The organism is Blautia sp. DFI.9.10 (assembly GCF_024461705.1).
GTDB lineage: Bacteria > Bacillota > Clostridia > Lachnospirales > Lachnospiraceae > Blautia_A > Blautia_A fusiformis.
In genome coordinates, this window is the sequence record NZ_JANGAA010000021.1 from 42,787 (window position 1) to 68,004 (window position 25,218).

Sequence of the window (25,218 nt, forward strand, 5' to 3'; positions counted from 1 at the left end):
ATCTACTCCTCCTTGACGCCACCGTAGCGTCTGTCTCTCTGATTGTATTTCTCGATGGCTTTGATCAGCTCTTCTTTATTAAAATCCGGCCATGCAACCGGTGTAAAATAAAACTCGGAATAGGCAAGCTGCCAAAGCAGGAAATTGGAAAGCCGCTGCTCACCGCTTGTGCGGATCAAAAGATCCGGATCCGGTACACCTGCAGTATCCAGATAGCTCTCAATTGTATCTTCTGTAATGCCATCCGGCTCAACTTTTCCGTCTTTTACATCCTGTGCCATCTTCTGCATTCCACGGCGGATCTCATCACGGCTTCCGTAATTTAATGCCAGCTGAAAATAAATACCGTCAAAATCTTTGGAATATTCCTCCAGTTCCCGGACACTCTGCTGGATATCCGGTGCAAAGGCAGTAACATCTCCGATGACTTTCATCTTCATATTATTTTTCTTGGAAATCTTGATACATTTCTTAAGATAACCGCGGAACAGTTTCATCAGTGCTTCCACTTCTTCTCTGGATCGTTTCCAGTTTTCTGTGGAAAAAGCGTAAACCGTAAGATATTTCACCCCAAGGTCTTTGATATCATAACAAATGTTTTCAAGATTGGCGCATCCCTTTACATGTCCGTAGGTTCTCGGCATTCCTCGTTCCTTTGCCCAACGTCCGTTTCCGTCCAGAATGATCGCGATATGATTTGGTACGTTCATAAATCTCCTCCATACAGAAAGAGAGCTTCTTCAAAGAAGCCCTCTCTATCCTCGTATTTCTTACAATTATACAGTCAGAATCTCTTTAGACTTGTTCTCGATCGCCTTGTCAACTTCCTTGATGTACTTATCTGTAAGTTTCTGGATCTGATCCTCAAGCTCTTTGATCTCATCCTCAGAAACATCCTGTTTTGCAAGTTTTTTAAATGCATCGTTGGCATCACGACGGATATTTCTTACTGCAACCTTGGCACCCTCGCCTTTTTTCTTAACGTCCTTCACCAGCTCTTTACGACGCTCCTCAGTAAGCTCCGGGAAAACAAGACGGATCATTTTTCCATCGTTGCTCGGGTTTAATCCCAGATCAGAGCAAAGGATCGCTTTCTCGATCGCTTTGATCATGCTAGATTCCCACGGCTGGATCTGGATCATACGTGCCTCCGGTACAGAAATGTTTGCAACCTGCTGGAGCGGAGTCGGTGCTCCATAATAATCTACGGTAAGTTTGTCAAGAATATGCGGGTTTGCACGGCCGGCTCTGATGGTTGTCAGCTCACTCTCCAAAGCATTCAGTGTTTTTCCCATTTTTGTTTCGTATACCTGAATTCTCTCATCCATTTCACATATCTCCCTGTATGGTTTTTTTTATTATTCCCTTTTGATCACACGGTTACCTTTGTTCCGGAGAACTTGCCATGTACGGTATTGACGATGCTGTCCTTTTCATCAAGACCGAATACCAGCATCGGCATCTTCTGCTCCATACACATGATGGAAGCGGTAAGATCCATAGCTGCCAGCTTCTTTGCAACTACTTCATCGATGGAAATCTCATCATACTTCTTGGCATCCGGATTTACCTTCGGATCACTGTCATAGATTCCGTCAACAGCCTTGGCAAGAAGAATGGCATCTGCGCTGATCTCAACAGCACGAAGTACAGTAGCTGTATCTGTAGAGAAATACGGATGGCCGGTACCACCTGCAAAGAATACAACCTTTCCTTCTGCGAAGCTCTCTTCTACAGCATCCTTGGAATAAAGTGTGGTAAATGCACCACATACAAACGGGGTAAACACCTCTGTCTTAAGTCCCACATATCTGCAGATGTCAGACACATAGATACAGTTCATGATAGTAGCAAGCATGCCGATCTGATCCGCCTTGCTTCTGTCCATGGCTCCGCTGGTACGTCCTCTCCAGAAGTTTCCACCTCCGATCACGATACCAACCTGAAGTCCTTCATCCACGATCGTCTTGATCTGTTTGGCAACCTCTGTAACAGTTGCTTCATCAAAGCCTCTCTTCTGCTCTCCTGCAAGAGCCTCTCCGCTTAATTTCAGTAACACTCTTTTCATATGTTTATTCTCCTTTACCATACGCCGGATACAACTTCATTGCCGTCATTGTCAAAAGTTGTGGATACCGTAAACGTATCATAATAATAATAACCTGTCTTACCGGACTCCGGCTCGTCCTCATAATCACTGCCATTTGGGCTGCCGCATGCATTCTCAAGCTCAGACATGGACTGACCGATATATCTTGCTGCTACAGATGCCGGATCATCCTCGCCGGATGGTGCTTCCGTAGGATCCGCATCGGAAGAATCAGAAGAAGCTGGTGCAGATGTTGGATCCGGTGTGGATGTGGAGTCCGAACTGCCGGACGAACTGCTGTCTGTACTGTCTCCATTATCATCAGAACTCTCCGGAGTCGGAGTCACAGCCGTACTGTCTGAAGAATCTGTACTGTCACTGTCACTTTCACTGTCATCCTCAATGCCAAGCCTTGCCTTTACATCCTTCAGGGTAGACACCTCCTTGGTGCTTCCGCTCGCCAGATATGTAGCATATGGGATTCCGTCTTCACCCTCACCATCCATACAAAGACTCAGCTGTGAGATCGTCAGAAGCGGCAGCTGGCGGAAGAAACATTCATTCTGCTCTTCGTCAGAAAATGTGATCCTTACATCAAAGCTTGTTGCTGTATCTCCGTTATCGTCCTTCTGGCTCTTCTCCATATAATAAACAGCCTTGTCGTTGGAAGCCAGTGTGAATTTACCATTTACAAGATCGCTTCCCCAGGTCTCATCACTGTCATCGCCATCATCTCTGGTAGGACGGACATAAATTGCAGAAATCGTGGAATTCATCTTATTGGTAAATACAATACTGGTAGTGGTCTCACTCTTGGTTCCCATTACGTTCTTGATATTTGCTGTTTCATCCGTAGAGGTCTGCATCTCCACCACATCCGTTTTCGCAGCTTCCGTTACCGTCGGGGTTGCCGTTGCCTCCACCTTCTGCTCCGGTGCCACAGAGTTCTTCTTTCCGCAACCGGCTGCAAGCATGCTCGCTGCAAGAATTCCGGCAAGAATCAAATAACGTTTTTTCATTATATCTCCTCCATATAAAATGGTCCTATTCGCTGTCAGGTTTTCCTTTTCTATTATTACAGAGTATCACTTTCTTGTCAACCTGACCGTTCTGAATTTCATAGAATCTTTAGATATTTTAAACTATGTCAAAAATTGGAACAGCTGAGGTCAGAACCCGTTTTCCCTTCGCTGTCTGCGCATATCACGGCGCATTTTCGCAGCTTCATTCCGGGCTTTTTCCGCTTCTGTGGTAATGATCAGTTCCGGCACCTGGATCGGTTTCTGGTCTTCATCTACAGCCACCATCACAAAAAATGCCCGGTTTACAGTATGACGCATGCCATCCGGCTGTTCCACATACGTATCGATCTCGACCTCCATGGAAGTTCTTCCCACATAAGTCACATATCCCTTAAGTACTACGATCTCTCCCTCATAGATCGCATGCTTGAACTGAAGATTGTCCACTGCCGCAGTTACCACCCGATATGTCTCCGCATGACGCATAGCTACCACTCCGGCAACCTCATCCAGCCACTGCATCAGTGCTCCGCCAAAAAGTCTTCCGCCTCCGTTCAGATGCTGCTGCATGATCAGATGAACCTGCTCCGTCATCGATGCTTCTACCGTTTTTTTACGTCTTTCCTGTACCTCTGTCATTTCTCATTCCCCGCATTTTATCATACTTTTACTTTTTCAGTTGAAACCAGCCGATCAATAAAGATTTTTTACTTTAAAGTCTCGCTCCGCTTCTCTTCTCTGATCCTTCTTTGCAATATCCTGGCGCTTGTCATAAAGCTTTTTACCACGTGCCATGCCAATCTCTATTTTTACCAGGCTGTCCTTGAAATAAACCTTCAGTGGTACCAAAGTCAATCCTTTTTCCTTTAATTTAGCTTCGATCTTATTGATCTCGTAGCGATGCAGCAAAAGCTTACGCACACGAAGAGGATCTTTGTTAAAAATGTTTCCTTTCTCATAAGGAGTGATATGCATTCCATATACATAAACTTCTCCGTTTTCCACACGGACAAAGGCCTCCTTGATGCTGCATTTACCGGAACGTAAGGATTTCACCTCGGTTCCTGCAAGTGCGATCCCGGCCTCATAAGTATCCTCGATAAAATAATCATGAAAAGCCTTTTTATTATTTGCGATCAGTTTCATTCCTGTTTTTTTTGCCATTTCGCGCTCCCTCAGTCTTCCTCAGCCAGGACAAAATCCACGGTTTTCAGCATTTTATCCGCATCTGCCACACGGACACGGACCTTCTGCCCAAGACGGAAGATCTTTCCTGTCATGTCTCCCCGCAGTTCATATGCATCCTGGTCAAATACATAATAGTCATCTCGTAATGTATTGATATGGATCAGTCCTTCCACGGTATTCGGAAGCTCCACATAAAGTCCCCATCCTGTAACGCCGGAGATGATCCCCTCATACTCCTCGCCCAGATGATAGGACATATACTCTGCTTTCTTCAGCTTATCGGATTCTCTTTCTGCTTCGTCTGCACGCCGTTCGCACACACTGGACTGGCGTGCTACTTCATCCAGGATCTCCTTGTAATGCTCGGTACGTCCTTCCCTTACCAGTCTGCCTCTCAGACGGTCATGGATGATCCTGTGGATCTGAAGATCCGGATATCTTCGGATCGGAGAAGTAAAGTGGCAGTAATACTTCGCTGCAAGTCCGAAATGTCCGCTGCATTCCGTAGTATATTTTGCCTGTTTCATGGTACGCAAGGTCAGGCGGCTGATCTGTGCCTCATTGGGCATTCCCTCAATACTTTCCAGGATCTCCTGGATCTCACCAGGCGTGATCTCCTGTCCGGATTTCTGTATGTTGACTCCTTCATTATGAAGAAGCATCAAAAGACTTTCAATCTTTTCCGGATCCGGATTTTCATGTGTTCTGTATACAAAGGGATAATCTCCGGTGCAGTATTCCTGTGCCACAGTTTCATTGGCAAGAAGCATAAAATCCTCAATGATCCTGGTTGCCACATTGGCCTCATAGGGCTGCACATCAATAGCTCTTCCTGCAGCATTCAGGATGATCTTACTCTCCGGAAAATCAAAATCAATGGAACCTCTTGTATGCCGACGGCTACGCAGGATCCCGGAAAGCTCTTTCATCAAGAAAAACATGGGGATCAGAGCTTCATAGCGTTTCTTCGCCACCTCATCAGTATCTTCCAGAATATTTTTCACATCTGTGTAACACATACGCTCATCTACACGGATCACGGTTTCTGCGATCTTATGGGAAATCACCTTTCCTTTTTCATTAACATCCATCAGACAGCTTAAGGTCAGACGGTCCTGTCCCTGGTTCAGAGAACAGATACCGTTGGAAAGCCGCTCCGGGAGCATGGGAATGACACGGTCTGCAAGATAGACGGAGGTTCCGCGCTTCAGTGCCTCTCTGTCAAGGGCACTGCCGCCCTGAACATAGTTGCTCACGTCTGCGATGTGCACACCCAGATGGTAGATTCCATCCTCCTTTGTCAGGGAAATGGCATCATCCAGATCCTTTGCATCCTCACCGTCAATGGTAACTGTAACAAGATTTCTGAGATCCAGTCTTCCATCCAGATCCGCTTCCTGTACATGATCCGGCACACGGTCAGCCTGACGAAGTACTTTGTCAGGAAATACACTTGGTATATTAAAGCTCTTCACAATAGCAAGGATATCTGTTCCAGGTGAACGTAAGTTTCCCAGCACCTCTGTGATCTTTCCTTCCGGCTTCCGGTTTCTGGAGCCGTAATCTGTGATCTCTGCAACTACCTTGTCTCCGTCCTTTGCTCCCATGGAGTTTTTTCTGGAAACAAAGATATCTTTGGAAAATTTGGGGTTATCACTGATCACAAAGCCATAATCACGGCTGCTCTGGTATGTTCCCACGATCGAAGGCATTCCCCTTTCCAGAACCTTCAGCACAACGCCTTCCTGACGTTTTCCCTCTTTATGTCCGTTCCGTACAAGGATCTGCACCTTATCCTGATGCATGGCGCTTCCCGTGTCATTTTCCGGAATAAAAATATCCTGTTCCTGACCCTCCACTTCCACAAAGCCAAAGCCCTTGTAATGGCCAATAAAAGTTCCCTCCATGATGGTTCCGTCCTTCTCGGAGAAACGATATTCCTCATGATTCTTCTCTCTGCATTCTCTTCCCTTACGGCCACGCTCCGGCTTTTCTGCCTTCAGAGCTTCTTTATTCTTTCGTCTGTCTCTGCGCTTGCCGGAAACCTTGCTGTATCTTCCTTTATTATCTACTTCAGCCTTGCCCTGGGCGCAAAGCTCGTCCAGCACGTCAAAAAGCTCTTTTTTCTCACTCTTATCCAGCTGAAGAAGAGATGCGATCTCACGCAGGCGCATGGGCTTATACAGCGGATCTCCCAGAAGCTCCATTATAAACTTTTTTCTTTTTTCAAAATTTTTCGATCTTTTCACATTTTCTCCTGTTTCATATTTATATTTCATTTTTACCCTGTTATCATTCCGGAGGAAGGCTCACCCGTGCCTCTGTATCAACGCAAAAACACTCCTGCTGATTAACAAAAGAAGTCCCCATCCGAGTTTCTTCTGCATGCTAACGCAGCAAGAGTGTTACCAACTTCTGTTCTGCCCCTGGCAGATCAGATAATGTTCAGTACGATTGACAGTACAAAGAAAATAACTCCCATGATAATGGTACCTCTTACAAGACCACCTTCCATGGAACGGCCCTTATTCTTACCCCAGTAAGTATCAGCTACTCCGGCGATAGAGCCAAGACCCTGCTGCTTGCCCTCCTGCATCAGTACGACAACAGTCAGAGCGATACAATCTATTGCATAAATTACAGTCAGAATAATTTTCAAAATGTTCACGCGGTTACACCTCCTAATCAACTAGAGGTTATTTTACCATAGCTAAACCGGGATTTCAACCATTTTCCGTTTATTTTATGCAGGGCTTTTTCTGAGATTTTTTTGCAAAAGGATCTTTATATCTTCCAAGAGCTCCGAGCTGTTCGTGGATCCGCAGAAGCTGGTTATACTTGGCGTTCCGGTCCGAACGGCAGGGTGCGCCTGTTTTGATCTGTCCCGCCCCACAGGCAACTGCCAGATCTGCGATAAAGGAATCCTCTGTTTCCCCGGATCTGCGAGAGATCACTGCACGATACCCGGCATGCTGAGCCATCTCCACCGCATCCAGAGTTTCCGTGAGAGTTCCGATCTGGTTTACTTTAATAAGGATAGCATTGGCAACATCAAGTCCGATGCCACAGTGCAGCCGTTTGATATTGGTGACAAACAGATCGTCGCCTACCAGCTGGATCTTTTTTCCCAGGTGTTCCGTCAGATATTTCCAGCCTTCCCAGTCATCCTCCCAGAGACCGTCTTCAATGGAAACAATGGGAAATTTTTCCACCAGTTTTTCATAATACTCTGTCATCTCACCAGCATCCCGGTAGATCTTTTCTCCTTTCATGCGACTCTCCCCAGGGAAAAAGTACACGCCCTTTTCCTCATCATAAAGCTCGCTGGAGGCTGCATCAATGGCAATGGTGATCTCTTCTCCTGGTTTATATCCTGCTTTTTCTATGGCATGAACGATCAGGGTAAGCACTTCCTCCGAATCTGAAAGATCCGGAGCAAAGCCGCCTTCATCTCCAACCGCTGTGGAGAGTCCTTTTTCCCTGAGAAGAAGCTTTAAGTGCTGGTAGACTTCCGCACACATGCGGATACCCTTTTCCAGACAGCAAGCTCCTGTTGGCATGATCATAAACTCCTGAAGATCTACCGTATTGTCCGCATGCTTTCCCCCGTTTAAAATATTCATCATCGGTACCGGAAGCTGCATGGTATGGCAGCCGCCCAGATACTGATAAAGAGGAAGCCGAAGGGCCCCGGCTGCTGCACGGGCTGCTGCCAGAGATACTGCCAGCGTGGCATTGGCTCCTGCGCTGCTTTTGTTCTCCGTTCCGTCGGTTTCGATCAGAAGATGATCGATCCATGCCTGGTTCAGGGCATTCTCTCCGATAATGGCATCTGCCAGACGTGTATTGATATTTTCCACTGCCTTTTTTACACTCTGGCCCAGATATTCCTCCCGGTTTCCGTCTCGCAGCTCCACAGCCTCAAATTTACCTGTGGATGCTCCGGACGGCACCATGGCTCTTCCTGTGTATCCATTAATCCCCACAATTCCTTCACCTACCGTCACTTCCGCTTCCACTGTAGGATTCCCCCTGGAATCAAGGACCTGTCTTGCATGAACTTTTCGAACAGGCAGATAACGTAGCATAAGTTTTTCCCTCCTTGAAAATAATAATACTGTTTATGATCTCCTGCACTTTGTGATTCTCTTCTTATGTTCATAAAGGTATCTTGTCCGAAAAGGTTTTGGTCTATACCTTTTATCTGGTTTCGATATTATCTGATTTTTTTGTTGTTTTATTTTTATTATTTTTCTTTTTAAATATATTCTTATTATTTTAAAAATTTAGTATTGACATTTTCTATTTTATCTGTTATAGTTTAACCATCAAATAAAACAAACGGAAAACAAAAAACTAAATCAAAAAGGAGCGTGAACCCACCGAAAACATAACTTACTTCCCATAATCTAAGAAAGAGAGGTACAGTCCACCAGAAGATTTAACGATTTTACATTATAATTAAAACAAGGAGGTACGGACCACCGAGAACGTAAATTTTAATTCCGTATAAGTTTTAAATCTAAGAAATGAGAGGTATATTCCATTGGATAATGAAAATTAAAAGAGTCATCGGCAGAAGAAATCAATCGCTGATGGCTCTTATTTTTATCCCTTTCTTACAAACATAGCCTCATGATCTTCTGCTTTCATATCTTCTTCTCTGTGTTCATAAACATATTAATAACTCCATTTTCTCTGAGGTTCCCATGAAACAAAAACACATCTACCGTCTTATTTTTTTCTTTGTCATGGCTTTTGCTCTTGGCAGTCTTGTAGGAAAGATCTATTCTCATTTTACTTCCAACCCACGATCCGATCCGAATTCTGCCAAAAGCAACCAGACCTCTTCTGCTTCTATGACATTCCAAAATGAAAACTGGGGGCTCGGTTTTCAGGAAGAAGGCAAACGGCCCACAGGAAATGCTTCTATGGAAGAATTAAAAAAATACAATGCCTGGTATGCAGCCGATACCGATGAGAAAAAAATCTATCTTACCTTTGACGCAGGCTATGACAATGGAAATATGCCTGCCATTCTGAATGCCTTACATAAGCATCAGATACATGCCACATTTTTTGTTGTGGGGACTCTGATCCGTGAAAAACCGGAACTGATCCGTGAGATCGTAAATGCAGGCCATACCATAGGCAACCACACCATGACACACCCGGATATGTCCGGCATCTCCACAAAGGAAGCCTTTCAGAAGCAGCTTGAGGATGTGGAGGTTCTTTATAAGGAAGCCACCGGAAAAGAAATGACAAAATTTTATCGCCCGCCCCAGGGCATTTACAGCGTGGAAAATTTAGAGATGGCAAAAGAGATGGGATACCACACCTTTTTCTGGAGTCTGGCTTATGTGGACTGGTATCAGGATAAGCAGCCTTCGAAAGAAGAAGCTTTTGAAAAGCTTCTGGGACGGATCCATCCGGGTGCCATCGTGCTACTGCACAGCACCTCTTCCACCAATGCTTCCATTCTGGATGAGCTACTGACAAAATGGGAAGAGATGGGATATACCTTCGGAACATTAGAAGAACTTGTGGCATCGGGATCCGCCTGAAAAAAAGCGCACATGATCCATGCATCCTCAGTGCCATCGACACGGATCTTCCCACTTTTGGATTTTCCAGATAAGCACAAAAAAAATCTGCCCCGGGACTATGTTCTCATATGTCCTGGGACAGATTTTTCTGTGCTATTGATTTCAGAAGGTGTTCTTCTTATTTAATTGTCTTATTTACTGGACAGCCTTGAATGCCTCATCAAGATCCTGGATGATATCATCGATATTCTCAGTTCCGATGGAAAGACGGATCGTGTTTGGCTTGATTCCCTGATCAAGAAGCTCTTCCTCTGTGCACTGGCTGTGTGTTGTAGTAGCCGGATGGATAACAAGGGATTTCACATCTGCAACGTTTGCAAGAAGTGAGAACAGCTCAAGGTTATCAATGAAATCCTTTGCCTTCTGTGCGTCTCCCTTGATCTCAAATGTAAAGATGGAACCGCCGCCGTTAGGGAAATATTTCTTATAAAGCTCCTGCTGGCTTGGATCTGTGGATACAGACGGATGATGAACCTTCTCTACCTGCGGATGATCATTCAGATACTGTACAACCTTCAGTGCGTTCTCAACATGACGCTCTACACGGAGAGACAGTGTCTCAAGTCCCTGAAGGAAGATAAAGGAGCTCACCGGAGAAATTGTTGCTCCTGTGTCACGAAGAAGGATCGCACGGATCTTTGTAACAAATGCTGCCGGTCCGCATGCTTTTGTGAAGCTTACGCCATGATAGCTTGGGTTTGGCTCTGTAAGAGATGCAAATTTGCCGGATGCCTCCCAGTCAAACTTACCACTCTCTACGATCACACCACCGATAGTAGTTCCGTGGCCACCGATGAATTTTGTTGCGGAATGAACAACGATATCTGCGCCGTACTCAATTGGTCTTACGAGGTATGGTGTTGCAAATGTATTATCTACAACAAGCGGAATTTTATGTTTGTGAGCAATTTTTGCAAGAGCCTCAATATCTACAACATCAGAATTTGGGTTTCCAAGAGTCTCAATATAAACAGCTTTTGTGTTCTCCTGGATCGCATTCTCCACTTCCTCGAGATTGAATACATCAACAAATGTTGTTGTGATTCCGTATGCCGGAAGCGTATGCTCCAGAAGGTTTGTTGTACCGCCGTAAATATTTTTGGCTGCTACAATGTGATCTCCCTGCTGTGCAAGATTCTCGATCGTGTATGTGATAGCTGCTGCACCGGATGCTACTGCAAGTGCTGCGGAACCACCTTCAAGTGCTGCGATCCTCTTCTCAAATACGTCCTCTGTCGGGTTTGTAAGACGTCCGTAAATGTTACCGGCATCTGCAAGTCCGAAACGTGCTGCTGCATGATCGCAGTTGCGGAATACATAGGAAGATGTCTGGTAGATTGGTACTGCTCTTGCATCTGTAACCGGATCCGGCTGTTCCTGTCCTACGTGAAGCTGTAATGTCTCAAATTTGAATTTTCTCTGATCTCTTGTAATTTTGCTCATGTGTTTGTCCTCTTTTCTTTTATTCTTATATTCGGTAAAATAGTAATTTCTTATCTTATGATCATCTGCTTATCAGCGACAACAACACATTCGCTTTTCTTCGATAAACACCCTTGTTGACTTCTGTAAAACCTTCATGATTTCCTCCTGATCATCACGTTGCTCACCTTGTTTTGTGTGCTCCGTTTTTTGATGATGCAATCATATCACCCTTTTCCTAGTATGTCAATGGGGTTTATCTATTTAGGTTCTCACCTTTATTTATGACTGGCTATAGATTTTATTTATAACGCCACCACCTACAACCTCATCTCCGTCATACATCACTACAGCCTGGCCTTTTGTGATGGCTCTCTGCGGTTCATCAAATTTCACATGAAGGATGCCATCCTGTGTCTGCCATGCAGTGGCAGGCTGCTCTTTGTGACGGTAACGGATCTTGGCAGTCACTCTTTTCGGCTCAGCTAAGCAGTCCACAGAGATCAGATTTACACTGTCTGCCTCCAGTTCACTACTGAAAAGATCTGCGTTGTCCCCGAGAACTACCGTATTGGTCTTCGGAGAGATCTCACAGACATAAAGACGGCTGGCCGCCGGAATGCCAAGGCCGCGGCGCTGGCCGATCGTGTAATGGATGATCCCCTTATGGCGTCCGATATAGTTTCCCTCTTTATCTACAAAAGCACCCTCCGGTGTTTTTTTGCCTGTGTACTTCTCAATAAATTTCGCATAGTCGCCGTCCGGTACAAAGCAGATATCCTGACTGTCATGCTTTCTGGCATTGATAAAGCCATGTTTTTCGGCAATGACACGAACCTGGTCCTTCCGAAGACCTCCAAGCGGAAGCTTTACATGTGCCAGCTGTTCCTGGGTCAGCATATAGAGAACGTATGACTGATCCTTTGTATCGTCCACTGCTTTTTTCAGAAGGTAGCGGTCCCGTTTCTCATCGTACTCCACTCTTGCATAATGTCCGGTTACAATATAATCGTAGCCAATCTCCTGCATGCGGTGAAACATTTTATCAAATTTCAGATATCGGTTACAGTCGATACATGGATTAGGGGTGCAGCCATTTTCGTAGGCATCTACAAACCTGTCCATAACCTCTGTATGGAAATCTGCGGTAAAATTAAACACGTAGTAAGGCATATCCATCTGATAGGCTACGCTTCTGGCATCCTCAACATCGTCTAGGGAACAGCAGGTCTTTTCCCTGTGGACACCGATATCTTCGTTGTTGTAAAGTTTCATGGTAGCGCCGATGCACTCGTCACCGGATTCCTTTGTCAAAAGAGCTGCCACGGAGCTGTCTACACCGCCGCTCATTGCTATGATCGCTTTTTTCATTTATATCTTAACCTTTCCTGATGATTGATAATTTCTCAGCTTTGCAGCCTGTATTCTCTTACGGTTACTGCAATTTCGCATTTATTATAATATGGCAGTTATTCTTTGTCCACGATTTTTCACCCGGAACCTTTGCTTTGCTTCTTTCCTGCAGGCTCTCTTTGGTATATAATAGAAAATATTTTTCAGAAAAGGATGTGACTATATGAAGCTTTCCCTATTTTCCACGCTGCGAGGATATCGGAAGGAATACCTTCCCAAAGATATTTTCTCCGGCATCATCATAGCAGCTGTTTCCATCCCTATCTCCATGGGATATGCCCAGATTTCCGGGATCCCGGCGGTATACGGACTATACGGTTCTGTTCTGCCGATCCTTTTGTTTGCTCTATTTTCCACTTCAAGACAGTTTATCTTCGGAGTTGATGCGGCACCTGCTGCCATTGTAGGTGGTGCACTGTCTACTCTTGGCATTGCTGCAGAGTCAGAAGCTGCCATGGATTATGTTCCTGCCATCGCACTTTTTGCAGGTCTGTGGCTGTTTATCTTCTTTCTGCTCCACGCTGATAAGATCGTGGACTTTATCTCCACACCTGTGATGGGCGGTTTTATCAGCGGTATCGCAGTTACCATCATCCTGATGCAGATCCCGAAACTTATGGGAAGTCCTGCAGGATCCGGAGAGCTCCTGGAACTGGCAGAGCATATCTTCGCTGCTGCCAAAAATATCAGCTGGCTTTCCCTCTTCATGGGGCTTGGTGCTCTGGTGCTGATCCGCACATTTAAAAAGCTGGCGCCGAAATTCCCCATGGCTATCGTTATTATGGCTCTGGGTGTTCTTTCCACCGTTGTTTTTCATGTAAACGAAAAAGGCGTAGTCCTCCTGCAGTCTGTAGAACGTGGGCTTCCCTCCCTGGTGATCCCGGATTTCGGAAATGTTGATCTGACCCAGGCGGCAGGCCGCGGTCTTATGGTTGCTGTTGTCATTATGGCAGAAACTCTTCTTGCAGAGAATACCTTTGCGTTCCGCAATGATTATAAGCTGAACGACCGTCAGGAAATCCTGGCCTGTGCCGCCGGAAATATTGCTGCCGCCGCAGTAGGCTGCTGCCCAGTAAACGGCAGTATCTCCCGCACCTCCCTCAATGAACAGTACGGTGGAAAATCTCAGGCGGTTTCCATCACTGCCGGGATCACCATGGCTCTGATCCTTCTTTTCGGCACCTGTTTTATCGGATATCTTCCAGTTCCTGTACTGACAGCCATTGTGATCTCTGCTCTGATGGATGTGGTGGAAACCCATCTGGCTGTACGTCTTTTCAAAGTAAGCCGTACAGAATTCTACATCTTCATGGCTGCCGGTTTCAGTGTGCTCTGTCTTGGAACCATTTATGGGGTTATCATTGGTATCCTGCTCTCTTTCGTAGCTGTGATCCTGAAGGCCACCAACCCGCCGCGCTCCTTCCGTGGTATGATCCCTGGAAGAGATGCTTATTTTGATCTGTCCAAAAACCGTTTCGCCTACCCTATTAAGGGCGTTGTGATCTACCGTTTCAGTGAAAACCTGTTTTTTGCAAATATAAAGATTTTTCAGGAAGATATTGAGAACAGCATCCGAAAAGACACCAGGGTAGTGATCGTAGATGCCAGTGCTATCAACAGCATTGATGTCACAGCAGCAGACCATCTGGATGCCATCTCCGCAAGCCTGAAAAAACGTGGGATCCGTTTTTACCTCACAGAGCATTCCACCCAGATCAATGACCAGCTGCGTCAGTTCGGCATCGGTCATATGATCAAGGACGGTATGGTCCGCCGTACCATTCTTGCTGCTCTGCATGACGCAGGGATCGAAGCCCCTTATGAACTGGATGTTCCAAAGGAAGACGAGACAAAGCTTCTGCGCCGCAGTATCGCTTTTCTTCCGGCAGAGGAAGAAAATACCCTGGAAGAGTTCGCCTGGGCTTTTGGTGATGATGCAGTAAAAGAGATCGAAGAATCTGTCCATCACATTATTGAACAGCTGCATCAGATCCCGGATATCCAACGTCTCTCCGAAGAAGGTCTGGAAGAGCTTCTGGATAACTGGCATGGGCTGGGTGTTCTGGATGAGGATGAACTGCTTCGAAGAATTGAATTACATATGGATGAGCTGCCTGAGGAATTAACTTCCGACCGGAAACTGATCCTTCATCTTCTAGAAAAGCGCCGTGGCAAGCTGAAAGAAAAAATCCTTGCCGAGCATCCGGAAGTCCTAGAACGGCTGGAACAGCGCCGGAAAAAGCTGGAAGAACGGCTGGAAAAGCAGAATCCGGAAGCTGTTCAGAAATGGAAGCACTGGAAGGAAGAGCATCTCAAAGACTGATTTCTGCATACATCCCCTTTCCAGGTCCATGATCAGATTGCAGGGTTTCCTGCATATTTCTCACAGATATTGATAAAATCCTGCATCACGGCAGAAGGCCTGCGATCCTTTTTCCAGGCAAGAAGGATCCTGGTCTTCAGCTTCTCTTCTTCAATGATGCGGATCGGAAGATCTGTACAGAGATCTTCCATGGATCTTGGAAAAACGGCGGTTGCAAGACCTTCCTGCACCCAGAGCATGGCGTCTCTGGGATCATCGCAGACACAGAAAATATCTGGCTGGAGATTTTTTTCTCCAAAGGCTTTCATCAGAAATTCTTCGTACCGCCGGTAAATAATGAGAGGGCATTCAGTCAGTTCTTTAAGGCTGATGCTCTCTTTTTTTGTCTCATTTTCCGGGATCTCCGGAGGAAGGACCGCGATCATGGGTTCCTCATCCAGTTCCAGATAATTTAAACCTTCCAGCTTGATAGGTGTACGCACTACCGAAACATCAATGATCCCATCCATCAGATAATTCAGAAGTGTAAAGGTGATCGCATCCCTTACCTCAAAGTTTACATCACAATTTTCCCTAGAAAATCTGGAAATATAAGGCATAATGGTGGTCACTGTGGTTGGCGTGATCCCGATACGTAAAACCTGTTTTTTCCCTGCTTTGGATACTTCCAGTTCTGTGGAACGAACGTAGCTCAAAATGTTCTCTGTCCTGTCATAAAGAAGCTTTCCGGCTTCTGTCAGTGTCACGCCTGCCCTGGTCCGCTCAAAAAGCTTCACCTTCAGCTCTGCTTCCAGCTGCTTGATCTGATAGCTCAGCGGCGGCTGGGACATGTTCAGTCTCCTTGCGGCTTCATTGATGCTTCCTGTTGCTGCGATCTCATGAAAATATTCCAGCTGTCTGATTTCCATATATAAATCCTTCTTTCTTTATCTGGTATATAACACAGGCAAAACCCATCTACTGCTTATTGCTTTTCGCTATCCCACAAAGTACTTTCTTAATTCGGTTAAGAAATACTATATCTGCAATACTTTGTAAATACTATGAATATCTTTCCCACGCAATTATCCGAAAAACCATACTTCTATCATCCCACAGATTTCCGTCCCAGGCAATAGCAAAATTATATTATCATACATTAAAAACAATATTATACGTATTATCTCCATAGGAGTATAATAACAGAGGTTTATTATAGAAAATAAGGAAACGGAGGAAGAAAAAGAAATGCGAACACTCGCAAAATATCTTCGAAATTACAAAAAAGAAAGCGTTCTGGCTCCTTTTTTCAAGTTTCTGGAAGTTGTATTTGATCTGCTGGTGCCTGTCGTCATCGCCCAGATCATCGATGTGGGAATTGCAAATAATGACCACGGCTATATCGTTCAGAAGTTTTTTATTCTGATACTGATGGCTGCTGCAGGACTTGCAGTCAGCATTACTGCACAGTTTTTTGCTGCAAAAGCCAGCGTAGGCTTTGCCACAGAAGTGCGTCAGGCTGTATTTGACCATATCCAGAAGCTTTCCTATACGGAGCTGGACACCCTTGGCACTGACACGCTGATCACCCGTCTTACAGACGATGTCAATCAGGTACAGAACGGAGTAAACATGGGACTCCGTCTTCTTCTTCGAAGCCCGTTTATTGTTCTAGGCTCTATGGTAATGGCTTTTACCATCAATGTGCGCTGTGCACTGATCTTCGCTGTTGCCATTCCGGTACTGTTCCTGGTTGTCTTTGTGATCATGTTTTTAAGTATCCCGCTTTTCAAAAAAGTACAGGGACGTCTGGATTCCGTCACCCGTCTTACCAGAGAAAACCTGACCGGTGTCCGTGTGATCCGTGCATTTTGCCGTGAAGCTAATGCCGTTGCGGAGTTTGACGAAAGCAATCTTGCACTTACCAGACTGAACGAATTTGTCGGAAAAATCTCTGCACTTTTAAATCCTGCAACTTATGTACTGATCAATATCGCAACAGTAATCCTGATCCGGACTGCAGGTGTACAGGTAAACCTCGGAAACATGCAGCAGGGTGAAATAGTTGCTCTTTACAACTATATGGCACAGATGATCGTAGAACTGATCAAGCTTGCGTCCCTGATCATCACCCTGAACAAATCCATGGCCTGTGCGGATCGCGTTGCCGGAATCCTGAAGGTCGATTCCACCATGACTTACCCGGACAAAGCTTCCTTACCGACTGCGGAAAGCAGTGACTATGCAGTTGCCTTTGACCATGTGAGTTTCTCCTATGCAGGAACCGGCGCACCTAGCCTTTCTGATATCACTTTTTCCGCAAAAAAAGGCTCTACGATCGGAATCATCGGCGGTACCGGAAGCGGTAAATCCACTCTTGTGGATCTGATCGCCCGTTTCTACGACGCAACCTCCGGAGTCATTACCCTCGACGGTCAGAATGTACAGACCTATTCCAGGCAGGAACTCAGGGAAAAAATCGGCGTAGTTCCTCAAAAAGCAGCACTTTTCCAGGGAACCATCCGCGATAACTTAAGCTGGGGACGGGAAGATGCCACGGACGAAGAAATGTGGGAAGCACTTACCACCGCTCAGGCTCGTGAAATCGTAGAGAAAAAGGACGGTCAGCTGGATTTCCGTCTGGAACAGAACGGCCGGAATCTTTCCGGTGGCCAGCGTCAGAGACTTACCATTGCCCGCGCCCTTGTGAAAAAGCCAGAGATTCTGATCCTGGATGACAGTGCCAGTGCTCTTGACTTTGCCACAGATGCGGCACTTCGGAAATCCCTTCACCAGCTTGGTGGAAAAACAACCACCTTCCTGGTATCCCAGAGAGCCGCCAGCATCCGCCAGGCCGATCTGATCCTGGTACTGGATGACGGTCAGCTTTCCGGAAAAGGAACCCATCAGGAGCTGATCTCTACCTGTGAAACCTACCGTGAGATCTTTTTCTCACAGTTCCCGGAAGAGCGTACCAAATATGAAAAAGCGACTGGAAAGGAGGTCCTGGCATGAGTAAAACAGATACAACCGCCAAAAGCAAAAACAGCATGGCAACCTTTTTCAAGGTACTACGTTTCATTGGAAAATACCGTTTTCTTCTCGTATTAAGTGTGATCCTGGCAGCAGTCACTGTAATTTTGCAGCTGTATGTCCCCGTACTTTTTGGTTATGCCATTGATGAGGTCGTTGCTGCCCACGAAGTTGATTTTACAAGAATGGGATTCTATCTTTCCCGTATTCTTGTCATGATCGTATTTTCCGGCATTGCCACCTGGATCATGAGTGTCATCAACAACCGTATGACCTACCGCACAGTACAGGATATCCGTGCAAGATCCATCCGCCATATCCAGAAGCTTCCTCTGTCCTACCTGGACGGACACAGCACCGGTGATATCATCAGCCGTGTCATCGCAGATACGGATATTCTTTCCGATGGTATGCTCCTTGGATTTACACAGCTGTTTTCCGGTGTCATCACCATCATCGGAACCCTGCTCTTCATGTTCTCCAAAAATGTGTGGATCACTCTGATGATCATTGTCCTGACACCTGTAAGCTTTTTTGTGGCGAAATTCATCTCCTCCCATTCCTTCCAGATGTTCCGTGCGCAGAGTGATGCCCGTGGACGTCAGACTGCACTGATCGAGGAAATGATCGGAAATCAAAAAGTGGTTCAGGCCTTTGGTTACGAAAATCGTTCTTCCGAACGTTTTGCTGCGATCAATGAAGAACTCCGTGATGCCAGCCAGAAGGCTGTTTTTTACAGCAGCCTCACCAACCCGTCCACACGATGTGTCAACAACATCATTTACGCAGGTGTAGCTCTTGCAGGTGCCTTTCTGATCCCGGGCGGTCATCTGACTGTTGGTGGACTTTCCGTACTGCTGGCTTATGCAAACCAGTATATGAAGCCCTTCAACGATATCAGCTCCGTGATCACAGAGCTTCAGAACGCTCTGGCATGCGCTACCAGGATCTTTGATCTTCTGGAGGAAGAGCCAGAAAGCCCAGATCCGTCCGGAACTCTTGTCGATGTAAAAGGTGCAGTGGATATCCAGAATGTTTCCTTCCGCTACGAAGCGGACAAACCTCTCATTAAAAACTTTAATCTTCATACAGAACCAGGCAGACGTATTGCCATCGTAGGCCCTACCGGTTGTGGCAAGACAACTTTTATCAACTTGCTGATGCGGTTCTATGACGTCACCGGTGGAAGTATTTCCGTGGACGGAACCCCCATCACCGATGTTTCCAGACATGCCCTCCGCGGAAGCTATGGCATGGTTCTCCAGGATACCTGGATCAAGCATGGAACTGTCCGTGACAACATCTGTATCGGAAAGCCGGATTCTTCTGATGAGGACGTGATCCAGGCAGCTAAAATGTCCCACAGCTGGGAATTTATCCGCCGTCTTCCAAATGGCCTGGATACCATTCTTTATGAAGACAGCTTAAGTCAAGGACAAAAGCAGCTTCTCTGCATCACCCGTGTCATGCTGTGTCTGCCGCCGATGCTGATCCTTGACGAGGCAACCTCCAGTATTGATACCCGAACAGAAATGCTGATCCAGGAGGCATTTGACCGGATGATGCAGGGGCGAACAAGCTTTATCGTTGCACACCGTCTTTCTACCATCCGCAATGCAGATGAGATTCTTGTCATGAAAGACGGAAGCATCATCGAGCAGGGAAACCATGAAGAGCTTATGGCAAAAGGCGGATTCTATCAGAAGCTTTATAACAGCCAGTTTGTGCAGGTTTCTGAGTAATATAAGCTGATTTTAACCGAATCAGGCAACTGGCTAAATGCGGATCGCAAATATCCGCCTGACTTAAAATTCTCCGGAACACAGATTTTCTGTACCGGAGAATTTTTTTATACTGTATCAATGATATAAAAAAAATAAACATCTCCATATGATATCTATTTTGATATCCAGGATGATGTCTATTTTTATAAAACTATATTCAGATCTTTTTATATTTTGTCCGAAGAAGCCATTTCTGATCGATCACTTTCAGTTCTTCTCCAAAACGGATGTGAAGCCTTACAGAACCCGGAAGCTGCTCTACATGCTCAATATTTCCGGTTCCGAATTTCGGATGACTGACATCCTCTCCGATCTCATAGCGTACAATACTGTTCTGAGTATTCCTGTGCTGCTGCTCTCTTCTGTAAGTATCCCGCACCGTTACAGTACGGTCATGGATCGGGCTTCGGAGTTTTTTCTCATAGTTGTGTTTCATCAGAGCTTCCCCTGCCTTATAATATGGCGTTGGTGCCGCACCAGTCAGGGAACAGCAGTATTTCCAGGCGCTTCCGTGGGTTCCGTGCTGCCACTGATACTCTGAGGGAATGTGAAAATTATACTGCATATAGTGAGCATATTCATGTTTGTAAAGATCCAGTCGGTCTTCTTTTTTCAGAGGATTTTTTACCGCATAGCCAATAAACAGCAGAGAAAAATGGAAATGCTCTTTTTCGTGGCAGCTGCCTCTTGTATAAGATCCCAGCAGATCCGGCTCCATGCCAAAAGTTATAGGGATCTTTGCTCCGTTAAGATGAAATTTTTTATCGAATTCTGCATAGAGACTTCGGATCTGAGCTGTAAGTATTGGAATTTCTTTCTGCAGGGCCTGTGAAAGTGTCTGATCGATCATTGTATCTGCAACTCCTTATCGTCACCTTTTGCAAATTTATAAAATGAACAATCGCTACTATATCATTTTTCGGAAAAAATGTAAACACCTGAAAAAAATTACTGATCCAGTTCTTTCCTCACATCCGGGAACATTTCCACACAACGTTTCAGGATTCCCTGCATGTAGGCAATGGCAATTCCGTAATTGGTGATAGGAATCTCCTGATCCAATGCACATTTCTGACGGTAACGCATTTCTCTCTCATTAAGCATACATCCGCCACAATGCACGATCAGACTGTACTTTGTCACATCCTCCGGGAAATCTCTTCCGGAGGAATACTCAAATTCCAGCTCTTTCCCCGTATAATTACGGATCCAGCGTGGAAGCTTGACTGTTCCGATATCATCACACTGCCTGTGGTGGGTACATCCCTCTGAGATCAGGATCTTGTCACCGTCTTTCAGCCGGTCCAGTGCTGCTGCCCCAGCTGCCGCTGTCTTTAGATTTCCTTTAAATCTGGCAAACAGAATAGAGAATGAAGTAAGCCAGATATCTTCTGGAGTTTCTTCACTGACTCTGGCAAAGACCTGGCTGTCTGTGATCACAAGCTTTGGTTTTTTCCCCAAGGTTTCCAGTGTATTGGAAAGCTCATCCTCTTTGAGCACGATGGCTGCTGCTCCGGCTTCCAGCACATCACGGATCGTCTGCTGCTGCGGAAGGATCAGACGCCCTTTTGGTGCAGCTTTATCTATGGGAACTACAAGAATCGCAAAATCTGATGGTTCAAGGAGATCCCCTACCAGACGCAATTTCAGTTCATCCGTTACTGCCAGCGAAGCGATCTTTTCTTTCAATTCGTAGATATTCTGACCGGTGGCGGCGCTGGCATAAATAGATTGCTCTGTGTTCTGGTTTTCATGATCCTGTTTCTGGCTGACACTACTCTCTTTGACCGCACCCGCATGGGTATTCCGGTTTAAGTTATTATCTGAAGAAAGCCGGTTCCCATCTTTTGTTTTCAGCAGATCTGCCTTGTTATAAACAACCAGATATGGAATCTCCTTCTCTTTAAAAATATGGATCAATTCTTCATCCACACTGGTTTTTCCCACAGTGGCATCTACTACAAGAACTGCTACATCCACTCTGTTCAACACCTGTTTCGCCTTGCGGACGCGAAGTTCTCCAAGATGTCCTTCATCATCAATACCTGGTGTATCTATGATCACCACCGGGCCCATAGGAAGTAGTTCCATGGCCTTACTTACCGGATCTGTAGTAGTTCCCTTTACATCGGATACCACAGCCAGCTCCTGGCCTGTCACCTTATTTACGATACTGGATTTTCCTGCATTTCTTCTGCCAAAAAAACCGATATGTACACGGTCTGCTGACGGTGTTTCATTCATTCCCATAATTTATCCTCTTTTCTTTCAGCATCAGACAGGTCCTCATCCATTCCTGTTCCTATCAACCTGCTTCTTTTTGATTTTTCAAAAGCCGGACATTCCTTCCACTCTTATATCATAGTGTAGTATCTCTTTCAGCATTTCTTTTATCCAACTGTGTGGGACGTGTCATATTGAAATCATAAAGTCGATCCAGCTTTTTGATCTGATCCTGGATGATCTCATCATCATTAGGAAGATATAGCTCTCCTGTATGCATTTTTTCTCATTGAGCGCATGTCAGCACCTCCTTTTTTGCGTTTTTACAAAAATGATATTTTTTATGTTATCATATCCTATATTCACCTACAAGCATGAATTTTCTGAATAATCCGAGGCTTTTTCGTGAATCTGTTATATTTATATATAATCTGCAGATTTATCTTCTGTCAACAGATTTCTGTATTTTTGCTATTCACAAAACCTTCCACCCTGTCGGATCACTTTATTTTTCTGCTCCGTTTCCAATTCTTCATCGGTAAAGATCAACTGGTACTCACTGACATCATTATATTTTATGAGATTTTTTTTGCCAAACTTGGTATGGTCCGCAGAAGATAGCTTTCCTCTGCATTGGCATACACGCAGCGTTTCACAGCTGCTTCGATCTCTCTAGTGGCCGATGCTCCAAAAGAGGCATCTACTGCACTGGCTCCAAAAAAAGCTTTGTCATAATGAAATCTGGATATATTTTTATTTTGTTATTTATGTGCTATTTTATATACAGAAACACCTATACTCATCTTTTACAGAAAGGATCTCGAATATGAAACCATTATCTTCATTTAAGCCACAGGCTGTTTTCAGCGATATTGACGGCACTTTACTAACCTCAGAACATGTGGTATCTCCGCTGACCAGTTCCGCCATTCATACTTTGACAGATCAGGGCGTTCTGTTTACTATTTCTTCAGCACGAAGCCCTTCCGGCATCCGTCCTATTATTAAAAAAAATGATTTCCATTGTTGTACCATTGCATTCAGTGGTGCACTAATCCTGGATGAAGATCAAAATATCCTTTACGAAAAAGGAATAAGCATTTCCGACGCTTCCAAAATCATTGATGTGATCGAAAAAAAATGTCCTCACGTGACCTGGAATGTTTTTACCTCAGAAGACTGGATCGTAAAAGACCGAACAGACCCTCATGTAATCCATGAAGAAACGGTTGTGGAAACTACCTCTATAGAGGGATCCCTTCAGTCTCTCTCAGATACGCTTATGGTAGATAAAATCCTGTGTATGTGCGATTCTGAATATATGTCACCGTCAGAAACACTTCTTCGCAAATATTTTCCGGAATTATCTATTGCAAGATCTTCCGATTCTCTTCTGGAGATCATGGCTGGCGGCATAAACAAAGCGGAAGCTGTAAAATATCTTTGTGATCTTCGAAAAATCCCTCTTACCAGTACTATTGCATTCGGAGATAATTATAATGATCTGGAAATGCTGGAGGCAGTAGGATGTGGAGTTTTGATGGGAAATGCACCTTCTGAGCTGCAAAAACATTTCTCTTTTGTAACAAAGAGTAATGATCAGGACGGGATTTTTCAGGCCTTTAAAGAATTGGGAGTTCTGAATTAAAGAATATTTATAACAAATAGAAAGTCTCTTCCAGAAGATAATTTTTTATCTGTACCTGTGAAAGAGACTTTCTGTATTTCAGTAGATATTATTTATTTCAGTGCCGTTCCGGCTTTAAAAGCATCGCCGACTTTTTCGCCAAGACGGATATATGCATTGTTGAACGGATCAAAAGTGATCGGTGCTGCTTTTGCAACATCTACGTTTCCATTTTCATCCAGAACGCTCTCATCCACGCTGACATTTACGATCTCACCGATCAGCCGGCAGGTGTCTTTGTCATAGCTTTTCAGCTTACATTCTATACAGATTGGAAGCTCTTTGATAATAGGTGCATCTACTTTTTCAGATTTTTCTGCTGTAAATCCGGCTTTTACAAATTTATCCGGCTCTTTGTTTCCGGAAACAATTCCTACATAGTCGCAGGCTGTCATATGCTCCACATCTGCCATACTTACTGTAAAAGCGCCTTTTTTCAGGATGTTTTCAGTTGTTTTATGATTTTCACTGACACAGATGGAAATTTCCTTATCATCGCTGATTCCTCCCCAGGCTGCATTCATAACATCCGGTTTTCCATCTTCACCATATGTAGCGATCATTAATACCGGCTGTGGATAAGTGTAAGGCTTTGCTCCGAAATCTTTTCTCATGATCTTTCACTCCTTTATTGTATTGCCGTTACTTTTTATAAATTGACGTACAAGCTGCAGACCTCCCAGCGGAACACAGAATTTATCTCTGTGCTGACTGCATTGCTGATACGTTTCTTCCAGATCAAACCACTGTACCTCTTCTACTTCTTCCTTTTGAAGTGTAAGATGATCGATCTCTACCGGGTGATCGTAGATATAAACAAAAGCGATTTCTTCATCCCGGAATATTTTTCCATGAAATTCTCTGGCAAAAGATATGGGGAATTTTCCTGCAAACTGCAGATCAGCTGATTCTGCATGGATTCCCAGTTCTTCTTCCAGTTCCCGTAATGCCGATTCCATTGGTTCATCTCCTGCCTGTATGTGACCTGCAGATGAAGTATCAAATTTTCCAGGAAAGGAGTCCTTGTTTCTGGATCTTTTCTGAAGAAGGATCTCCGTTTTTTCATTCCTCCGACGGATGATCCAGATATGAGCAGTACGATGAGGGATTCCTTCTGCGTGAGCAATACTCCGTTCTACGATCTTTCCAGTGGGATTTCCGTTTTCATCTATGATATCAAATAATTCCATTTTTTTGCTTCTTTCTCATAAATTATTCTTTCTTAACCAAACCAATTTCATTCTAGCATGATTTCGAAATAGTTTCCAGTCTGTTATCAGAAAACATTCTATAGGGAATTACTTGATTCGGTCAAATATTACGATATATATAACGGATATTTATACAAACATATAAAAAGTGCCTGTAAACAATTCCTTGTTTACAGGCATAAAAAAACTCCCCCTGTTGGACTCGAACCAACGACACTGCGGTTAACAGCCGCAT

Annotated in this window: 23 protein-coding genes; 5 read left to right on the forward strand and 18 right to left on the reverse strand. The window is 44.8% G+C overall.

Annotation, left to right across the window (positions count from 1 at the left end; genetic code table 11):
• Nucleotides 1-2: 2 nt before the first annotated feature.
• The 9 genes from NE671_RS12435 to eno form a co-directional block, all read right to left on the reverse strand.
• The gene (locus NE671_RS12435; RefSeq protein ID WP_015526784.1) at nucleotides 3-710 is read right to left on the reverse strand and encodes an isoprenyl transferase; all 708 of its coding nucleotides are present in this window, start codon (nucleotides 708-710) and stop codon (nucleotides 3-5) included.
• A 66-nt stretch (nucleotides 711-776) separates the two neighbouring features.
• Nucleotides 777-1,328: a ribosome recycling factor gene (frr, locus tag NE671_RS12440; protein ID WP_015526785.1), complete on the reverse strand. Its 552-nt coding sequence runs from the start codon at nucleotides 1,326-1,328 to the stop codon at nucleotides 777-779.
• Nucleotides 1,329-1,372: 44 nt separating this feature from the next.
• Entirely contained in the window at nucleotides 1,373-2,068 is a 696-nt protein-coding gene (gene pyrH, locus NE671_RS12445) for a UMP kinase (RefSeq protein WP_173740875.1), read from the reverse strand.
• A 14-nt stretch (nucleotides 2,069-2,082) separates the two neighbouring features.
• Nucleotides 2,083-3,108: a hypothetical protein gene (locus tag NE671_RS12450; RefSeq protein WP_022426542.1), complete on the reverse strand. Its 1,026-nt coding sequence runs from the start codon at nucleotides 3,106-3,108 to the stop codon at nucleotides 2,083-2,085.
• Between the two features lie 150 nt (nucleotides 3,109-3,258).
• Nucleotides 3,259-3,750, reverse strand: a complete 492-nt coding sequence (locus NE671_RS12455; protein WP_021652953.1) for an acyl-CoA thioesterase — start codon at nucleotides 3,748-3,750, stop codon at nucleotides 3,259-3,261.
• A 54-nt stretch (nucleotides 3,751-3,804) separates the two neighbouring features.
• Nucleotides 3,805-4,275 (reverse strand): SsrA-binding protein SmpB, encoded by a 471-nt coding sequence (gene smpB / locus NE671_RS12460; protein WP_021652954.1) that lies wholly within the window; start codon nucleotides 4,273-4,275, stop codon nucleotides 3,805-3,807.
• An 11-nt stretch (nucleotides 4,276-4,286) separates the two neighbouring features.
• On the reverse strand, nucleotides 4,287-6,578 hold the full coding sequence (gene rnr, locus NE671_RS12465; RefSeq protein ID WP_173740874.1) for a ribonuclease R: 2,292 nt from the start codon (nucleotides 6,576-6,578) through the stop codon (nucleotides 4,287-4,289).
• Between the two features lie 155 nt (nucleotides 6,579-6,733).
• A complete protein-coding gene (gene secG / locus NE671_RS12470) occupies nucleotides 6,734-6,967 on the reverse strand; it encodes a preprotein translocase subunit SecG (RefSeq protein WP_021652956.1) in 234 nt (77 codons plus the stop codon).
• 70 nt (nucleotides 6,968-7,037) lie between these two features.
• Complete coding sequence (eno, locus tag NE671_RS12475; RefSeq protein WP_256164044.1) at nucleotides 7,038-8,387, reverse strand: phosphopyruvate hydratase; 1,350 nt, start codon at nucleotides 8,385-8,387, stop codon at nucleotides 7,038-7,040.
• A 621-nt stretch (nucleotides 8,388-9,008) separates the two neighbouring features.
• Here eno and NE671_RS12480 point away from each other — a divergent pair.
• Nucleotides 9,009-9,866, forward strand: coding sequence for a polysaccharide deacetylase family protein (locus NE671_RS12480; RefSeq protein ID WP_092070896.1), 858 nt, complete (start codon nucleotides 9,009-9,011; stop codon nucleotides 9,864-9,866).
• A 177-nt stretch (nucleotides 9,867-10,043) separates the two neighbouring features.
• Here the strand turns inward: NE671_RS12480 and NE671_RS12485 are convergent, their stop codons facing one another.
• Both NE671_RS12485 and mnmA read right to left on the reverse strand, forming a co-directional pair.
• A complete protein-coding gene (locus NE671_RS12485; protein WP_015526804.1) occupies nucleotides 10,044-11,351 on the reverse strand; it encodes an O-acetylhomoserine aminocarboxypropyltransferase/cysteine synthase family protein in 1,308 nt (435 codons plus the stop codon).
• A 261-nt stretch (nucleotides 11,352-11,612) separates the two neighbouring features.
• Complete coding sequence (mnmA, locus tag NE671_RS12490) at nucleotides 11,613-12,701, reverse strand: tRNA 2-thiouridine(34) synthase MnmA (protein ID WP_092070899.1); 1,089 nt, start codon at nucleotides 12,699-12,701, stop codon at nucleotides 11,613-11,615.
• Between the two features lie 205 nt (nucleotides 12,702-12,906).
• Between mnmA and NE671_RS12495 the strand changes: the two genes are divergently transcribed.
• Nucleotides 12,907-15,066 carry a SulP family inorganic anion transporter gene (locus tag NE671_RS12495; RefSeq protein WP_173722685.1) on the forward strand — a complete coding sequence of 720 codons (2,160 nt, stop codon included), beginning with the start codon at nucleotides 12,907-12,909 and terminating at the stop codon, nucleotides 15,064-15,066.
• A 32-nt stretch (nucleotides 15,067-15,098) separates the two neighbouring features.
• Here the strand turns inward: NE671_RS12495 and NE671_RS12500 are convergent, their stop codons facing one another.
• Nucleotides 15,099-15,974, reverse strand: a complete 876-nt coding sequence (locus tag NE671_RS12500) for a LysR family transcriptional regulator (protein WP_173722683.1) — start codon at nucleotides 15,972-15,974, stop codon at nucleotides 15,099-15,101.
• 319 nt (nucleotides 15,975-16,293) lie between these two features.
• Between NE671_RS12500 and NE671_RS12505 the strand changes: the two genes are divergently transcribed.
• Both NE671_RS12505 and NE671_RS12510 read left to right on the forward strand, forming a co-directional pair.
• On the forward strand, nucleotides 16,294-18,060 hold the full coding sequence (locus NE671_RS12505; RefSeq protein WP_173740873.1) for an ABC transporter ATP-binding protein: 1,767 nt from the start codon (nucleotides 16,294-16,296) through the stop codon (nucleotides 18,058-18,060).
• On the forward strand, nucleotides 18,057-19,820 hold the full coding sequence (locus NE671_RS12510) for an ABC transporter ATP-binding protein (RefSeq protein ID WP_173722679.1): 1,764 nt from the start codon (nucleotides 18,057-18,059) through the stop codon (nucleotides 19,818-19,820). The genes NE671_RS12505 and NE671_RS12510 overlap by 4 nt, the downstream gene beginning before the upstream one ends.
• 199 nt (nucleotides 19,821-20,019) lie before the next feature.
• Here the strand turns inward: NE671_RS12510 and NE671_RS12515 are convergent, their stop codons facing one another.
• The 4 genes from NE671_RS12515 to NE671_RS16205 form a co-directional block, all read right to left on the reverse strand.
• Entirely contained in the window at nucleotides 20,020-20,712 is a 693-nt protein-coding gene (locus NE671_RS12515; RefSeq protein ID WP_015526812.1) for a hypothetical protein, read from the reverse strand.
• Between the two features lie 98 nt (nucleotides 20,713-20,810).
• A complete protein-coding gene (gene hydF, locus NE671_RS12520; RefSeq protein WP_173722677.1) occupies nucleotides 20,811-22,112 on the reverse strand; it encodes a [FeFe] hydrogenase H-cluster maturation GTPase HydF in 1,302 nt (433 codons plus the stop codon).
• A 109-nt stretch (nucleotides 22,113-22,221) separates the two neighbouring features.
• Nucleotides 22,222-22,365, reverse strand: a complete 144-nt coding sequence (locus NE671_RS12525; RefSeq protein ID WP_015526815.1) for a maltose acetyltransferase domain-containing protein — start codon at nucleotides 22,363-22,365, stop codon at nucleotides 22,222-22,224.
• Between the two features lie 295 nt (nucleotides 22,366-22,660).
• Nucleotides 22,661-22,834 carry a hypothetical protein gene (locus NE671_RS16205; protein WP_173722735.1) on the reverse strand — a complete coding sequence of 58 codons (174 nt, stop codon included), beginning with the start codon at nucleotides 22,832-22,834 and terminating at the stop codon, nucleotides 22,661-22,663.
• A 77-nt stretch (nucleotides 22,835-22,911) separates the two neighbouring features.
• Here NE671_RS16205 and NE671_RS12530 point away from each other — a divergent pair, with 77 nt between their 5' ends.
• On the forward strand, nucleotides 22,912-23,733 hold the full coding sequence (locus NE671_RS12530) for a Cof-type HAD-IIB family hydrolase (protein WP_015526816.1): 822 nt from the start codon (nucleotides 22,912-22,914) through the stop codon (nucleotides 23,731-23,733).
• Between the two features lie 92 nt (nucleotides 23,734-23,825).
• Here the strand turns inward: NE671_RS12530 and NE671_RS12535 are convergent, their stop codons facing one another.
• Together NE671_RS12535 and NE671_RS12540 are read right to left on the reverse strand one after the other, a co-directional pair.
• Nucleotides 23,826-24,386, reverse strand: coding sequence for a flavin reductase family protein (locus tag NE671_RS12535; RefSeq protein WP_015526817.1), 561 nt, complete (start codon nucleotides 24,384-24,386; stop codon nucleotides 23,826-23,828).
• A gap of 6 nt (nucleotides 24,387-24,392) precedes the next feature.
• Nucleotides 24,393-24,962: an NUDIX hydrolase gene (locus NE671_RS12540; RefSeq protein WP_021652971.1), complete on the reverse strand. Its 570-nt coding sequence runs from the start codon at nucleotides 24,960-24,962 to the stop codon at nucleotides 24,393-24,395.
• Nucleotides 24,963-25,218: the final 256 nt, after the last annotated feature.